This window comes from Bacillus sp. JZ39 (assembly GCF_053903145.1).
Genome location: NZ_CP096389.1, coordinates 269512 through 285017, shown reverse-complemented (window position 1 = coordinate 285017; position 15506 = coordinate 269512). Strand labels below are relative to the sequence as shown.

Below are 15506 nucleotides of genomic sequence, written 5' to 3'. Positions count from 1 at the left end.
CGTGATTACCCTTTTTCAATGTCTTTATCTGGTTTTATTTAGTTTCATATGTTATCAGGGAGCTGCTGCTTTTTCACACAGCACAGCCGCCTCTTGGCTCACCGCTGTTTTAGGCGCAGCTGCTGCAGGATTGTACATTTGGAATACGAATCGGGTGTGGAAACACTGTTCCTCAGGGCTTTGTGCATGGATTGCCGTGATTCAAGTGATGTCGGCGGGAGTGGTGCTGATCGGCACAGACATCATGCAGGCATTATGTGTAATCGTAATATTTGCAGGGTGTGAAGGGCTCCGTATCGGACAGTCTGCTTTGCAGGCAAGGCTTTCTGATCAAATTGATAAGCTGACTCAAGCTGAACAGCACGCCAATCAAATGCTGATTGATGTGAGAAGCCGGAATCATGACACAATGAAACATATCACTGCAATCAAATCAGCTCAGCCCAAGGCAGATACACAAGCATATATTCAAAACTGGGCGGATCAATACAGTCAATATGACCGATTTTTGAAGGGAGAGAACGCGTACGTTGCAGGGGTGCTTTATGATTTTTTAGAAAAAGCCCGCGCCTCGAATGTGAGTGTTTCGCTGCATATTCATACACCGCTTTCTTCCCTTCCGTTTTCGCCTGCTGATCAGGTCAGCTTGGTCGGCAACATATTAGAAAATGCGCTCGACAGCGCGGCGGAGGCCCGAGAAAAAGCAGAGATTAAACTGGAGACTTCACTGCGCAGCGGACTTTATGTACTGACTTGTGAAAACAGCACTCCCGGGATGGACCCAAAAGTGCTCGATACAATCTATCAATCGTTTGGCCGCTCAACGAAAAACGGCGCTCATGAAGGCATGGGCACATATATCATTCAAAAACTGGTGAAGAGCGCTTTTGGCAGGCTGGATTTTACCTACCGCCACCCCATCTTCCGGTTAGAAATCAAAATTCCGTTTCAGAAATAAAAAAACCTTGAAAAGCCCGGCTTTTCAAGGTTTTTTTCATTATGAGGATAACGCTTGTGCAAAACGATCTGCTTCATCTTGCAGCGTGCTTTCAATTTCTTTGTAACGGCTGGAAATCGTTGATGCACTAACTCCGTATTTTTTCGCCAGTTTAGCTTGAGAAACGGACGCGCCGTTGAGAGAAATCGCGTTTACATAATATTCAACTGCCGCCGCAAAAGCTTCCGGCTTTCTGATGACAGGTGATTTTTTCTCGCAGAATGTTTTCCAGATGTCAATAACAGCTGGGATCAATTCAGTCGGATACTCTTCCCCGCTCATGCCTTCTTCAATAGCCGCAGCGGTTTCTTTCTCCAAGTCGTTTGCCCACTCAACAGTGCTTACTTCCGCTTTCTCTGCTTGTGGCTCTTCATCTTTCTCAGCTAACAACGCGAACAGAACGTTGTTGAATTCCTGCTTCATGAAGTCCTCCGGCGTTTTGCCTTCCTTCACAGCGGCATCCGCATATTTCTTCACCTTGCTGATCAGCGCTTCTGTTCTCTTCACCGGGAAGATCGTGAACTGCATGAAGAATTCTGCTTTTTCCGCTTCGTGGATTGGGTATCCAAGAATCAGGCTTCCCACTGGAGGAAGGTCTTGATTGCTGGCGTCCATTTCCACTTCGAATTGTTTTGCCGTAATAACATCTTCAAAGTGAATGATGCCTTCCTTCAGGTCCTTCAGCAGCAATAAAGCAGGCGTCATGCTCTGCCATGATTCTACGATCTCACGCGTTTTCGGACGAGTGATCGAATCGCCTTTTTTCTGAAGGTACTCTTCGAAGATTGTCTTCTCACCAGCAAGCGGGTGGAAGAAGATTCCCCAGATTCCTAAGTTAAATACGCTGATGTCTTTCGTCTGTCTGTCCATAGCAGAAAGAAAATCATGCTGGTTGATAAAGCCTGAAATGCTTTCTCTATGTACTGTGAAGGCATACTCCACTAAGTCTTCCTGAATTTGTTTCGCTTCTTTTGCCGCTAGTTCCGCCGGGAAGTCGACAACTTTACTTCCGCAGCATTTTTTATATTTCTTGCCGCTGCCGCATGGGCAAGGGGCATTTCGTTTCACTTTTCCCACAATAAACCCTCCGAATTCTGTTGTAACTTTTCTATTTTAACAAAAATAACTTCTGAGGGCTTGGTTTCGGGCTAAAAAAGAATTTGGTAATGTGATAAGCTGGCTGATTATGCCAATTTACCTATGACTTTTTCACCAACTTTTGTGATTTAAGGCTTATCACCTATTCCCACTTTAGGCCCTTCTTTTTTACAATCATTAGGTATTTATTTAACATTTTAAGGAGTGTTTCTATTGGAACTAGCTGGTTTCATGCTGCGCGCCTGCGCTCTTGTACTTGATGTAATCATTGCCGCAGCAGTGATTTTGGCAGCCGGATTTACGTTTGGCGATGGGTCCGCCGGTGTCATTATTGTCGCCATATTGATGCTGATTGTGTATCCTTTGCTGATGCCGCTGACAAATTGGAAGGGCACACTGGGCAAAAAAATCATCGGGCTGCAAATCGTGAGGGACGAAACACACGAGAAAATTTCTTTCCTACAGGCGATTGTCCGTTACATCATAGCGTGGGTGCATGTATTCTCCCGCCTGATCTATTTGACAGCCGCATTTACGAAGAAAAAACAAACCGTTCATGATATGGCGGCGAAAACCATTGTGCTAAAAGCAGAATAACCTTGAAGAATAGGACTCTTCAAGGTTATTTATCTCATTAGTTTGTATTCTGGCCCCCGCCGTTCAGCCCTTCTTTAATCAGGCTGTTGACTTGGCTGCTGTACAGAAGGCCGATGTGTCCAACGCCATGGATTTGAACGTTTCTCGCACCATCTAATCTTGATAAATAATTCATGACAATCATATCGGCACTGCTGTAAATAGATGTGTATAAAATCTTTTGATTTGGATCTGTTCCCGGAAGCGCCTTGCCTGTCGTCAAACGGTTCGCGCCGCCAAGCGTCACGACGTTTGCAACTTTATTTCCGCCGTCCAGATTTTTTATGTAGTAAAGTGTGTTCGCGCCCCCCATACTGTGAGCGACAATATCCACTTTTTTCGCACCCGTTTCATCTAAAACCTTTTGCACAAATCGTGATAATACCGGGCCATTGTTATAATTTGTGCCTGTCTTGTCCCAAAAATCAACTGCATACAGCTTGTCCCGCGACCAGCCCTGAGATACGAGATAGCTCTTAATTCCCGCAAAATTGAATGATGCCCCTCCAATGCCGTGAACCATAACGACTGGATTGTGTTCAGCGGCTTTTGCTGACGGCTGCAACGCAAACAGCGATGTAACAGACAGCATCAAAATTGTTACAAGTGCAACGATCCTTCTTTTTACAAATTTCATAATATCCTCCTTTTTTTGTAACAAATTCTCCAATTATATTACGTTACCAAATTAATTAAGTAAAGGGTAATTTTGGCTTATTTTTAAAGAAATTTTAAGATTCAGAGGTCATTATTGGTCCTAAAAAGCCAAAAAAAGAAGGCTTATTGCCTTCTTTTCTTCAATACTCATTGAAATAAGCTTGGATTTTTTGAGGATCATTTGTTTTGGTAAGCGCAAGCATCAGCAACATCCGTGCTTTTTGGGGGTTTAAAGAGTTCGATGCCAGCAGGTCCTTTTCCGCATAGTCTTGGTTTGGTGTGACGACACCATTTCCCGTGCGGGTAGAGCGCACCACTGTAACGCCTTTTTTGACTGCGCTGTCCGCCCCTTTTTCGGCTGCATCAGATAAAGACCCGTTCCCAGAACCGGCAAATACAATCCCCTTTGCTCCGGCTTTTACAGCAGCGTCAAACAGGTAGCTTCCGTCATTTTGGTATCCATAGATAATGTCAACCTGCGGCAGCTCATCAAGATTAGAAACCGAGAAATCCGTGTCCTTCGTATGCTTACGGGTAATCTCATTATTAAAATAGATATCATCTGCAATTGTTCCGACGAAGCCCATTTCTTCTGATTTAAATGTATCTGTTGTAGTTGTGTTTGTTTTGGTGACATATCGGGCTGAGGCAATCCGGTCGTTAAGAACAACAAGCGTCCCTTTCCCTTTTGCCTCAGGGGCACCTGCCACTTTCACTGCATTGTACAGGTTAGAAGGCCCATCAGCGCTGATGGTTGTGGAAGGTCTCATCGAACCGACAATAACAACCGGTTTATCACTTTTCACGGTAAGATTCAAAAAATAAGCGGTTTCCTCCAATGTATCTGTTCCATGAGTCACGACGATTCCGTCTACATCATCTGAAGCGAGCAAGTGGTTGATGCGTTTCGCCAGCTTCAGCAATATTTTATTATCAATATTTGTGCTGCCGACGTTAACAATCTGCTCGCCGCTGACGTTTGCAATGTCTTTCATTTCTGGAACTGCCTCGATCAGTGATTCAACGCCGACAACACCTGCTTTATATTCAGTCGTTGAGGTTTTCGATTGATCGGCACCAGCTATCGTGCCTCCTGTCGCTAAAATTCTAATGTTTGGCAGACCTTTTTTTTCAGAGGCAGAAGCCGAAGAGACTTTTTGTGTCTGCGTTTTTTCTTTCGGGGATTCTTTTGTTTCAGGAGAATGTGAACATCCGGTAAAAACAAACAATAGTGCGGTAAAAAGTACGAGCATTCGTTGTTTTTTCATCTATTTCTCTCCTTACATCCATATGATGATTAATCATTGAACATTTTATCTATTCAGTCAAAAGATCAGTCAGCTTTTCTCTCAGTATTTTTTGTTGTCATATCCTTCTTTTTTTGTCTTTTCATACAATGAATTTTTCTTGACAATTGATGATTGAATCAAGATAATAGACCAGTCACTATATTTTTGATTGCAATTCAGTAAGGTGGGAATGTTATGAGTTATGGAGATTCCCGTGAGAAAATCCTTTCGGCAGCTACCCAGCTTTTTCAGCTGCAAGGGTATTACGGCACGGGGCTGAACCAGATTATAAAGGAAAGCGGTGCGCCTAAAGGCTCTCTTTACTACCACTTTCCCGGGGGTAAAGAACAGCTTGCGATCGAAGCCGTAAATGAGATGAAGGAGTATATCCGTCAGAAAATCGCGGACTGCATGGAAGCCTGCACCGACCCAGCGGAAGGCATTCAAGCCTTTTTGAAGGAGCTCTCCTGCCAGTTTTCATGTACGGAAGACATTGAAGGCTTGCCTGTGGGCTTGCTAGCGGCTGAGACGTCATTGAAAAGCGAACCGTTGCGCGAAGCCTGTCATGAAGCCTACAAAGAATGGGCCTCTGTATATGAGGAAAAACTGCGGCAGACTGGCTGCAGCGAGAGCCGTGCAAAAGAAGCCAGCACTGTGGTTAACGCGATGATTGAAGGCGGTATTCTTTTATCTTTGACGGCAAAAAACAGTACGCCGCTCCTTCATATCTCCAGCTGCATTCCTGACCTGCTGAAGAGATAAAAAAACGACATCCTACATGCAGTTGATAGAGAGGGGAAATGATTTTGGAAACAACAGCTAAAGCATCTCAGCAATACAAAGTGATGCCGATTATGATTTCCTTGCTGTTGGCCGGTTTTATCGGCATGTTCAGTGAAACAGCACTGAATATTGCGTTAACCGACCTTATGAAGGAATTGAACATTACAGCGGCAACCGTCCAATGGTTAACGACGGGCTACCTGCTTGTACTCGGTATCCTTGTTCCTGTTTCAGGACTGCTGTTACAGTGGTTCACAACAAGACAGCTTTTTACCGTGTCACTAATCTTTTCAATTATAGGAACCTTGATCGCGGCGCTTGCGCCGAGCTTCTCGTTTTTATTAGCAGCAAGGATCGTTCAGGCACTTGGAACCGGTCTTTTACTGCCCCTAATGTTTAACACAATCTTGGTGATTTTCCCGCCTCATAAACGGGGCGCCGCAATGGGAACGATCGGTCTTGTCATTATGTTCGCGCCCGCCATCGGCCCAACTTTCTCAGGATTGGTTCTGGAGCACCTCAACTGGCACTGGATTTTCTGGATCTCTCTTCCATTCCTTGTGCTGGCGCTTGTGTTCGGTATCGCATATATGCAGAATGTATCTGAAACGACAAAGCCGAAAATCGATGTATTGTCTATCATCCTGTCGACGATTGGCTTCGGCGGCATTGTGTTCGGATTCAGCAACGCGGGTGAAGGCTCCGGGGGATGGTCCAGCCCGACTGTTATCGTGTCGCTGATTGTCGGCGTTGTCGGCCTTATCCTATTTTCAATCCGCCAGCTGACAATGAAGCAGCCGATGATGAACCTCCGTGCGTTCAAATACCCGATGTTTATTTTGGGTGTGATCATGGTGTTCATTTGTATGATGGTCATTCTGTCATCTATGCTGCTTCTGCCGATGTATCTGCAAGGCGGCTTAGTCCTGACTGCATTTGCATCTGGTCTTGTTCTCTTGCCGGGCGGTATTTTAAATGGATTTATGTCCCCTGTTACAGGCCGCTTGTTCGATAAATACGGGCCGAAATGGCTTGTCATTCCGGGATTTGTGATTGTCACAGTTGTACTATGGTTCTTCTCAAATGTAACGACCACTTCAACAGCTGTGCTGATTATCATCCTGCACACCTGCTTGATGATCGGGATTTCTATGATCATGATGCCTGCACAGACAAACGGTTTAAACCAACTGCCGCGTGAATTTTATCCAGACGGCACCGCCATTATGAACACGCTGCAGCAAATGGCCGGCGCTATCGGAACAGCGGTTGCGGTCAGCATTATGGCTGCAGGCCAGCATGATTATATGAGTACAGTTAAAAACCCTGCCGATCCGGCAGTCATCCCGCAAGCTTTGACAGCGGGTGTACAGCACGCATTTGTGTTTGCAATGATTGTTGCCATTATCGGTTTAATTGGCGCTTTCTTTATGAAGCGCGTGAAGGTAGATCATTAATATGAAAAGCCCCTGACTAATGTTCAGGGGCTTTTTTATGTTTACTTGTGGATCGTTTTCGCCGCGATTTCATCAATCGCGTGACGCATTTCCTCCTTCGTATTATAAAAATGGGGAGCGAGACGGATAACATTTTCCCGCGGCGCGCAAATCACTTTTTTCTTTTTCAGCAACGCCGCCGTTTCCGATGCCCGCTCATCCCGGATCGCAACCATGCCTGGCTGATCCCCACCTTGTGCCGCCGCCAGCTGCAGGCCTTTTTCAGCGGCATATTGAACTGCATCGGCACAGATCGTTTTCACATGATCCCTGATATGAGAAACCCCAATATGATTCAGCAGCGATAAAGCCGCTGCAGCTGCGTATACGCTGATAAAAGCTGGGGTGCCCGTTTGAAAACGGCGCGCGTCTTTTGCATAAGCCCCATCAAATCCGCTCTCTCTTCCGAACCAAGCTGATGCTTTCGGCTTCAGTGCGTCAGCCAGCTCCTTTCTCACATAAAGAAACGCCACACCCGGTATGCCGAGCAAATACTTCCGGGTGCCTGCTGCCAGCATATCTACGCCCCATTCCTTCACATCAATGGGAATATGCCCGGCTGATTGATAAGCATCTACAAACAATAAAGAGCCCTTTCTCTGAGAAATCTCGGCAATCGCTTTTATATCCTGAACATAGCCGTCACGATAATGAACGTGAGGAACACACGTCAGTACTGTTTCATCCGAAATATGCGTTTCATATTGTTCAAGCGGCAGCACGCCGTCTATTGATGGAATGACGGATACGGTATAATCGGAGTGTGCCTGCCAAACATGAGGCACCGCCGGAAAATCCATATCTGTATATACAACGTGCTTCTTTCCAAATGCAGTTAAGGACGATGCTACAGAAACCAGTGCATCAGAAACTGACGGCACAATCGCCACTTCATCCGGTTCAGCCCCGATCAGCTTTGCAAACTCGTTTCTCGCAAACTCTGTTTTTTCGATCGCTTCTTTCCAGTTCGTCCCCATATACAACAGGCTATCATGATAATCCTGGATCGCCCTTGATACAGGCTCTGCCAATGCGCTCTGAGAACAGCTGGCAAGCATCGTATGCGTCTGCAAGGTTGGGAATAAATGACGATACTGCTGCGGCAAATGCTCCATTATGATTCACTCCTTTACATTATTTTGATGAAAAACCCATAAATAAACAATAGAATAAAAGAAAAAGGAGATGGGAGAATGAGAAAAAAAGTGCTGATCACTGGCTTTGACCCTTTTGACAAAGAAACCGTCAATCCATCATGGGAAGCGGCGAAACGGCTTAATGGCTTCGAGACGGAAGAAGCCATAATTACAGCGGAACAAATTCCAACCGTCTTTAGATCCGCTCTGGGCACTCTGCGCCAAGCCATTCAAACACATCAGCCGGATATCGTAATTTGTGTCGGCCAAGCAGGAGGACGGATGCAGATTACACCGGAACGAGTGGCGATCAACCTTGCAGATGCGCGAATCCCCGATAACGAAGGACATCAGCCGATTGATGAAGAAATTTCTCCAGATGGGCCCGCCGCTTACTGGACAGGGCTTCCAGTGAAACGAATGACTGCTAAGATGAAGGAACATGGCATTCCAGCTGCGGTTTCCTACACAGCGGGGACCTTTGTATGCAACTATTTGTTCTACGGGTTAATGGATCACATTAGCCGGACATCCCCGCACATTCGCGGCGGTTTTATTCATATTCCTTACATTCCGCAGCAAACAATCGACAAAACAGCGCCGAGCCTCAGCCTGGACACGATTGTCCGGGCATTGAGAATCGCCGCTGTTACGGCCGCACAATATGATGAGGATGTGAAGTCACCGGGCGGTACACTGCACTAAGCGGCCGCCGCTGTTTCTTCCCTCAGCCTCTTTTTATAGACAAACGCCGATAGGGTGACACTCACTTCAAACAGGACAAGAAGCGGGATCATCACGAGAAAATCAGAAATAAAATCAGGCGGTGTAATCAATATGGACACGACAATCAGCAGAAAATAGGACAGCTTTCTCGCTTTGGCCAGTCTGTAAGGATTTAAGATACCCAGCCTTGTTAAAAACATCACCACCAAGGGCATCTCAAACAAGAAGCCGAACGGCAGGCTCAAATTCACCATAAACCTAAAGTAGCGGTCAGCCGTAAACATCGTTTCAAAGTGGCCGGAGGATAAATGAGTCAAAAAGCTGAGCACGATCGGAAACAAGACAAAGTATCCGAAGGAGATGCCCGCCAAAAACAACGCAAATAAACCTGGTATGTACATGAGCGTCACCTTGCGCTCCATTTTCGTCAGCGCTGGTGCAACGAAACGCCACAGCTGGTACGCGGCAACAGGGATAGAAGCCGCAATGGCACAAATGCCGGAAAGCATCATATACACCCAGAGGATTTCACTAGGCCCAAGCACAGCCAGCTTTCCATCCAAATCCCTGATTAGCCAGTCATAAATGTCCTGGACGAACAAAAAAGCCGTGATGAGAAATAGAAAAAATGCCGCGAGGGTGACGATAATCCGGCGGCGAAGCTCTTCTAAATGCCCGATCAGATGGGTTTCTTTTTTATCCATTCAAAAAAGCCCTCCCTTTCATAAAAAAAGAGGCAGACCCGGTGTCTGCCTCATCAGCATTCAGCCCGCGTTTTTGTCCTGCTTTACCGCTGTCAGCTCAGCTGATTTATCTTCTTTTTCATCACCAGACACAAGTGATTTTGTGGCGCTTTTAAATTCCAGCAGTGTCCGTCCGGCAGCACGCCCGATTTCCGGCAGCTTGGAAGGGCCAAAAATAATGAGGGCGATGACAAAGATCAGAATCAAGCCCGGTATTCCAATGTTTGAAAACATAATTTCCACTCCTTAATTCGTGATTTTTGCCCGCTTCTTAATCATTTGTTTTTCGTGGGCTTTGTTGTGCGCAAAGAAACGATCCTCTTCGACCTCATCGGATTGCTTCACCCCGCCTTGGATTGTTGTGGATGATACCTTTCTCAACCCAGTTTGGTCTTTCTGGTAAACGAATGAAGCCCTCGTGGAAATGGCTGCGCCCGGCTCGGTCACAAACGGCATCACCCGATAATCGGCTTTCCACTGGTGAGGCGTCACTGTACAGCGGACATATCCGCGATAGTCGTTAAAGAACTTGATGTGCGGATTTTCTTTTAAAATTTGGTCCGTATCCGCTCGCTTATCGGCTCCGTTTCCTCCGGAAGTGATCGAGGTTCCGACAAATTCGGCTCCGAATATTTTTGAACTTGTCTTCTCGAAATCGACATGCAAATTCGATGCCCAGCTTGCGTGTACATCACCTGTCAGTACGACAATATTATTCAGATTTTTGCTTTTAATGAAATTGATAACCCGTTCGCGCTGAGCCGGGTAGCCGTCCCACGAATCCATGCTGTAGATCGGGCTTGCGCTTGTCCCGAAATTCCACTTGGCAAAGAAAATCTGCTGCGCCAGCACATTCCAGTGGGCTGTCGAACTGCCCAAATTGTTGAAGAGCCACTGCTCCTGTTCTTTTCCAAGCAGGGTCCGATTCGGATTGCGCGATTCATCAGAAGGCGGCTTATTGCCGTCGTTATTGGCTTGGTCGTCCCTGTACTGGCGGGTATCAAGCACATTGAAGGACGCTAGGTTTCCGTACGTAAAGTGCCGGTACAGCTGCATATCTGGGCCATTCGGCAAAGAGGAAATGCGGAGCGGCATATGTTCATAGTATGCCTGGTATGCTGCCGCGCGGCGGAGCACGAATGCTTCAACCGACTGTCCTTTTTCAGGTATTTTATTGGCATAGTTGTTTTCAACTTCATGGTCATCCCAAGTTACAACCCAAGGGAATGCCGCATGTGCAGCTTTAAGATTGGCGTCAGAACGGTATTGAGCGTGACGGTTCCGATAGTCTTGCAGCGTAATGATTTCCGCACTGTTGTGCGTGCGGACATTACCTGTTTTTGATACATATTCATTTGGGCCGTATTCATATATGTAATCACCGAGATGGAAAACAAGATCAAGCTTTTCCTTTGCCATATGCTTGTAGGCCGTATAATATCCGTGCTCATATTGCTGGCAGGAAGCAAATGCAAAGGTCATTTGCGGCACATTGGCGCCAGGGGCAGGCAGTGTTTTTGTTTTTCCGACAGGGCTTAGTTCATGGCCGGTTTTGAAACGGTAATAGTACACTTTGTTTGGCTCAAGCCCGTCCGCTTCCACATGAACGGAATGGGCAAGACTCGGTTTAGCCATTTCAGTGCCTTTTCTTACGATTTTGCGGAAATGCTCATCCTTTGCGACCTCCCATTTGACAGGCACCGCTTGCTTCGGCATTCCTCCGCCGTTCAGCGGATCTGGTGCCAGGCGCGTCCAAAGCACGACACTGTCAGAAAGCGGATCACCTGACGCTACCCCTAATGTAAACGGATAGCTTGAGAATTTAGGCGCAGCATTTACTTCAAAGGCCCCAACCGACTGGGCAATCGTTAATCCAAGAGAAAGTCCTGCAATCTTCCCCGCTCCTTGAATAAATTTACGGCGGTCAAACGTATTGTTTTGAAAGCTTTCCTCTTTCAGTTTCTGTACCCATTCATCAAAACGACTGTCGTATGCCATTCAAGATCCCCTCTCTCCTCATTGATCGTCTCCATTATAGGAAATCATTGTTAAACGACTGTGAAGAAGTGTGAACCGATTGTAAGCGCTGAACATTAAAAACAGGTCTTCCCTCACAAGCCTGCCGCTGAAACATGCCGAAAGCTGGCTGAATGACGCGTTTTCTGCATATCCTGTCGTTTGCAAGCCGCCCATTCGGACTATTTTTCTTCACATGATCTTAAAAAAACAAAAACACCGAGCCATTTCGCAGAATGGCTCAGTGCCTTATCAGTTATTTCGAAAACAATCTGCTGAAAAAGCCCTTCTTTTTCGGCTTTTCAGCAGGAGGCTCTTGTTCTCTTACAATCCCTTTTTCCTTCGCTTCTTTCAGCCAAAATGGAAATTCAGCAAGCAGAGCATCATAAAGCTCATCATCAGAAATGCGGTCAATCTCTTCGATATGCAGGAAATTCGTGTTATCAATGACACGCCCTTCTAACGTATCCAGTTTATTGAGAAAATCAAAGTTTCCGTTTCCGATGCCGACAAACTGCCAGAACACCGGTTTATCAGAAGAAGCTTCAATTATCGGTTTGATTGACTTTTTACAGCCCCCGTCATTGATAAAAACAATGAAAGCAGGATACGAGCTCGGTTCCTCCGCAACATATTTGCGCAGCACGTCCTTCATGACTGGCGGCTCATCATTTCTGCCGAATTTATGCAAGCGGTCATTATTTAAAATTTCACGATCGACATAGCCCGAAAAATCCTTTTCTGAAACTGGCTTTAATCGGGAAAATTCATTATCATACACCCATACATCCAGCAAACCGTTATCATCAAACTGATCAGCCACTGCCAAAATCCGCTCCACCACATTTTGAACCGTCCCGTTTTTGTAGAGCGGTCTCATCGATCCCGTAATATCAAGAACCAGTCCGACACGAGCCGTCACCTTCGTTAACTGCTTTTTCTCCAGTACGATCTTTACACTTTTCTTTTGCAGGTCAATTGTTGCCATTCTGTCATCTCCGTCAGCTCTTTTTTCTTCGATTATCTCACAGGAATATTTTCCATTGCATCTTTTCAAAGAAAAACACCGTTCAACTTGAACGGTGTCCTGTCTCTAAAATGTGTTATATACATTTTCACACGTCTCCGCCGTCGGCTGATAAAAGCAGTGTGACTTAAATCTGGCCACAAACGGCTGGTTATACCACTGGGCTGGACAGTCCCCCTCCGGCCTGAAATACCATAAACTAAATTTTGCAGGCCAGCGCCTTTCACCATTAATCGACCGGCGTGCAAGGGCACGCTCGCTATCCCGCGCTCTTTGATAAAAATATCCATGAGTCACAGCCTCAAACGCGTGTGGCTGATAAATCATCTGCCTGATGGTGCGGAGGCCTTTAAAATCTGAGCAATTCGCCCGCAGCCGATTAATTCCAACGTTGCCGACAAGCAGCATCCCCTGCTTGCCTTCACCTTCCGCTTCCGCTCTGAGCAGCCTTGCCATCAAATCGACATCCGCACTCGTTGCTCTCACGACCGCCATCACGTCACCTCCCCTTGATCTCTTTTCATCATATTTCATTACTTCTGAAGTGATGACGGAGGGACAGGAGAAGTTTTTAAATTTATTCATCTAAAAACAGCAAACATAATGGGCTGTTGGGCATCAAAGCAGCGTCCGGTGCAGTACAAGCTTCACATTTCCGCTGTCGAAGCGCCGCAGCCTCAATTCCTGGATTCACATCATTGACCCCTCCCCAGCAGATTTGCACCCGCCTCCGAAAAAAAATAAGGTTTAACTTTTTACATTTGAGGAATTATACATAACAAATCAAATGACAAAAGGAGGAATTGTAATGACACATGTGAAAGCGCTCGCTATTAAAGGTATTATGACGATTATTGTGTTGTATCTGGTGCTTGGTCTGGGCTTTGGGTTCACGTTTGGTGATACGCTGCTAATGACGATTGTGTTAGGGGTTATTTCTTATTTGCTGGGCGATCTTTATGTATTGCCGAAATGGAATAATATGATTGCAACTTTGGCTGATTTTGGTTTGGCCTTTCTCGTGATCTGGCTGATGGGCATGCCGCTTTCTATGGGGATGACTGGCGGTGAAGTTGCATTGGCGGCTTTATTCGGCGCGATTGTCATGGCAATCGGTGAATATTGCTTCCATTTCTATATGATGAGCAAAGAGATTGGCAAGAAGCATTATCTTGAAACAAGAACAGACTCATAATGGAAAGGCCGGTGCTGACAGCATCGGCCTTTTATACATATTGGGCGCCTTTGTTTACGCATCCTGCTTGTCCGCATTCCTGATCGCCATGTAGGAAAAGAACAATCCGAATGCCGCTAACGATAACGGGATATACACAACAGATGAAATCGAGAAGCCCGGACTTGTTGAGCTGATGAGCATCACAATTACTACAGATGAAATGATGGTCGCCGGAACCGAGTGTCTACGCATCCCAAAAAAGATGGGAACTAAACTGGTTCCAGCGGCGCCAAAAGCGAAAACCGCCATTTTGACCGCCTGTTGAGAAATGATCTCGGAAGTAAGCTCTCCCGGTATGAAATGGTAGATCGAGTTCAGCCAAAAGAAACCGGCGGCTATGAGTATATTTGAAAGTAAAATCGTGATAAACGTCAGTCCGCCCGCGATCATGAGCTTAGCGGTGAGCAGCTTTTTACGGCTGATCGGGTACGTGAACATCACAAGAATGGTTTTGTTTTTATATTCCGAAATCACCAATTTTACGATCAGCACAGCGCCAAATACGATAAATACCGCTCTGACGAAGGTACCGATGATGAGGAATGCTTCATCCGTACTTTGGAACGAAACCCCGCCATCGGCTTTTTCGGAATAACTGATCAGCCACATAAAACCCATAATGATCACGTTGGCAATGATGGCGCCTCTGACATACCAGCCTATTTTCATTTTTCTTAATTCGATTCTGATCAAATTCATCAACGTTTCTCTCCTCCTTTACGCACTGATGCTATTGCCATTGATCAATTTGATAAAATAATCCTCCAGCGACGTATACTTTTTGTTCAATGATTCAATGTCTACATCATTTAAAATCAGCGCTTTGGATATAGCAGCCTGTGAGGCTTCGGCTTCGTAAATTCGGATTGTTTTCTCATTTAAAATTTTAAAGTTGGTTAATTGCAGATCTTTCTCAAGAACAAAGCAGGCCTTTGTCTGATTCGATGTAACAAGCTCGATGTATTCAGTGTTCTGGCCCCTGACATCCTCCATTGATACCTCTTCAAGCAGTCTGCCGTCCCGAATGACGCCGATTGTGTCCGCGATTTGTTCGATTTCACCCAGCAGGTGGCTTGAGATCAGCAGTGTCATCCCGTACTCTTTGCTCAGCACTTGAAACAATTGCCTGATTTTTTTAATGCCGAGAGGGTCAAGCCCATTCACCGGCTCATCCAGAATAAGCAGATCCGGCTTTGTAAGGATGGCACGCGCAATTCCAAGGCGCTGCTTCATCCCGAGGGAAAAGGTTTTGACGGGTTTTTTGTCGATTTGTTTTAAATTCACCATATCCAGCACTTCTTGTATGGCTTTTTTATTGTGGTATCCCATATATTCACAATGCAGATCTAAATTTTCTTCAGCTGTCAGGTTTTCATAAAAAATCGGATATTCAATCATGCTGCCGATGTTCCCCAGCACCTCATATGACGTGTGGGTGAACTTGTTCCCAAGAATGATGATTTCACCGCTTGTCGGTTTGACAAGGCTCGTCAGCATTTTCATGATGGTTGTTTTCCCCGCGCCGTTCGGGCCGAGAAAGCCATAGATTTCACCTTTTTTAATATGCATGCTGACATTGGATACGACCTCTATGCCCTGATACGTTTTGGTCAGCCCGTTTGTTTGTACGATATAAGTCAACTTTGTTTCTCCTTCCCTCTCTTT

The 15506-nt window shown here is 45.9% G+C and carries 19 protein-coding genes; 7 read left to right on the top strand and 12 right to left on the bottom strand.

The window, feature by feature from the left end; genetic code table 11:
- Position 1 precedes the first annotated feature (1 nt).
- Positions 2–958: a two-component system sensor histidine kinase NatK gene (gene natK, locus M1D65_RS01565; RefSeq protein ID WP_088325262.1), complete on the top strand. Its 957-nt coding sequence runs from the start codon at positions 2–4 to the stop codon at positions 956–958.
- A gap of 39 nt (positions 959–997) precedes the next feature.
- Here the strand turns inward: natK and M1D65_RS01560 are convergent, their stop codons facing one another.
- Positions 998–2074 carry a helix-turn-helix domain-containing protein gene (locus tag M1D65_RS01560; protein ID WP_003234762.1) on the bottom strand — a complete coding sequence of 359 codons (1077 nt, stop codon included), beginning with the start codon at positions 2072–2074 and terminating at the stop codon, positions 998–1000.
- Between the two features lie 234 nt (positions 2075–2308).
- On the opposite strand from M1D65_RS01560, the gene M1D65_RS01555 reads away from it, so the two are divergent.
- Positions 2309–2692, top strand: a complete 384-nt coding sequence (locus M1D65_RS01555) for an RDD family protein (RefSeq protein WP_015482755.1) — start codon at positions 2309–2311, stop codon at positions 2690–2692.
- 37 nt (positions 2693–2729) lie between these two features.
- Here the strand turns inward: M1D65_RS01555 and lipA are convergent, their stop codons facing one another.
- On the bottom strand, positions 2730–3368 hold the full coding sequence (lipA, locus tag M1D65_RS01550) for a lipase LipA (RefSeq protein WP_014478727.1): 639 nt from the start codon (positions 3366–3368) through the stop codon (positions 2730–2732).
- Positions 3369–3528: 160 nt separating this feature from the next.
- Entirely contained in the window at positions 3529–4656 is a 1128-nt protein-coding gene (ansZ, locus tag M1D65_RS01545; RefSeq protein WP_456270735.1) for an asparaginase AnsZ, read from the bottom strand.
- A 216-nt stretch (positions 4657–4872) separates the two neighbouring features.
- Here ansZ and lmrA point away from each other — a divergent pair, with 216 nt between their 5' ends.
- Both lmrA and lmr(B) read left to right on the top strand, forming a co-directional pair.
- Positions 4873–5439 (top strand): transcriptional regulator LmrA, encoded by a 567-nt coding sequence (lmrA, locus tag M1D65_RS01540; protein ID WP_103803523.1) that lies wholly within the window; start codon positions 4873–4875, stop codon positions 5437–5439.
- Between the two features lie 38 nt (positions 5440–5477).
- Positions 5478–6917, top strand: a complete 1440-nt coding sequence (gene lmr(B), locus M1D65_RS01535) for a lincomycin efflux MFS transporter Lmr(B) (protein ID WP_003234772.1) — start codon at positions 5478–5480, stop codon at positions 6915–6917.
- Between the two features lie 41 nt (positions 6918–6958).
- Here lmr(B) and M1D65_RS01530 read toward each other — a convergent pair whose 3' ends face one another.
- Entirely contained in the window at positions 6959–8071 is a 1113-nt protein-coding gene (locus M1D65_RS01530) for an aminotransferase class V-fold PLP-dependent enzyme (RefSeq protein WP_015715189.1), read from the bottom strand.
- A 78-nt stretch (positions 8072–8149) separates the two neighbouring features.
- Between M1D65_RS01530 and pcp the strand changes: the two genes are divergently transcribed.
- Positions 8150–8797, top strand: a complete 648-nt coding sequence (pcp, locus tag M1D65_RS01525) for a pyroglutamyl-peptidase I (RefSeq protein ID WP_070548470.1) — start codon at positions 8150–8152, stop codon at positions 8795–8797.
- Here pcp and tatC read toward each other — a convergent pair.
- The 6 genes from tatC to cwlJ all read right to left on the bottom strand — a co-directional run bounded on the left by tatC (position 8794) and on the right by cwlJ (position 13099).
- Entirely contained in the window at positions 8794–9522 is a 729-nt protein-coding gene (gene tatC / locus M1D65_RS01520) for a twin-arginine translocase subunit TatC (protein WP_003234779.1), read from the bottom strand. The genes pcp and tatC overlap by 4 nt on opposite strands.
- A 60-nt stretch (positions 9523–9582) precedes the next feature.
- The gene (gene tatAD, locus M1D65_RS01515) at positions 9583–9795 is read right to left on the bottom strand and encodes a sec-independent protein translocase protein TatAD (RefSeq protein ID WP_449237462.1); all 213 of its coding nucleotides are present in this window, start codon (positions 9793–9795) and stop codon (positions 9583–9585) included.
- Positions 9796–9807: 12 nt separating this feature from the next.
- Entirely contained in the window at positions 9808–11559 is a 1752-nt protein-coding gene (gene phoD / locus M1D65_RS01510) for an alkaline phosphatase PhoD (RefSeq protein ID WP_032724845.1), read from the bottom strand.
- Positions 11560–11577: 18 nt separating this feature from the next.
- Positions 11578–11754, bottom strand: a complete 177-nt coding sequence (locus M1D65_RS01505; protein WP_003234785.1) for a hypothetical protein — start codon at positions 11752–11754, stop codon at positions 11578–11580.
- A gap of 79 nt (positions 11755–11833) precedes the next feature.
- Positions 11834–12565 carry a vWA domain-containing protein gene (locus M1D65_RS01500; RefSeq protein WP_031315684.1) on the bottom strand — a complete coding sequence of 244 codons (732 nt, stop codon included), beginning with the start codon at positions 12563–12565 and terminating at the stop codon, positions 11834–11836.
- Between the two features lie 105 nt (positions 12566–12670).
- Positions 12671–13099 (bottom strand): cell wall hydrolase CwlJ, encoded by a 429-nt coding sequence (gene cwlJ / locus M1D65_RS01495; protein ID WP_015715185.1) that lies wholly within the window; start codon positions 13097–13099, stop codon positions 12671–12673.
- Between the two features lie 313 nt (positions 13100–13412).
- On the opposite strand from cwlJ, the gene M1D65_RS01490 reads away from it, so the two are divergent.
- Together M1D65_RS01490 and M1D65_RS01485 are read left to right on the top strand one after the other, a co-directional pair.
- Positions 13413–13799, top strand: coding sequence for a YndM family protein (locus M1D65_RS01490; protein ID WP_003246313.1), 387 nt, complete (start codon positions 13413–13415; stop codon positions 13797–13799).
- Complete coding sequence (locus M1D65_RS01485) at positions 13759–13893, top strand: hypothetical protein (RefSeq protein WP_119122840.1); 135 nt, start codon at positions 13759–13761, stop codon at positions 13891–13893. Before M1D65_RS01490 ends, M1D65_RS01485 begins: the two co-directional genes overlap by 41 nt.
- On the opposite strand, the gene M1D65_RS01480 is transcribed toward M1D65_RS01485, so the two are convergent.
- Both M1D65_RS01480 and M1D65_RS01475 read right to left on the bottom strand, forming a co-directional pair.
- Positions 13854–14540: an ABC transporter permease gene (locus M1D65_RS01480; RefSeq protein ID WP_072173741.1), complete on the bottom strand. Its 687-nt coding sequence runs from the start codon at positions 14538–14540 to the stop codon at positions 13854–13856. The two genes, M1D65_RS01485 and M1D65_RS01480, sit on opposite strands and share 40 nt — an antisense overlap.
- Before the next feature lie 18 nt (positions 14541–14558).
- Positions 14559–15482 (bottom strand): ABC transporter ATP-binding protein, encoded by a 924-nt coding sequence (locus M1D65_RS01475; protein ID WP_003234797.1) that lies wholly within the window; start codon positions 15480–15482, stop codon positions 14559–14561.
- Positions 15483–15506 lie beyond the last annotated feature (24 nt).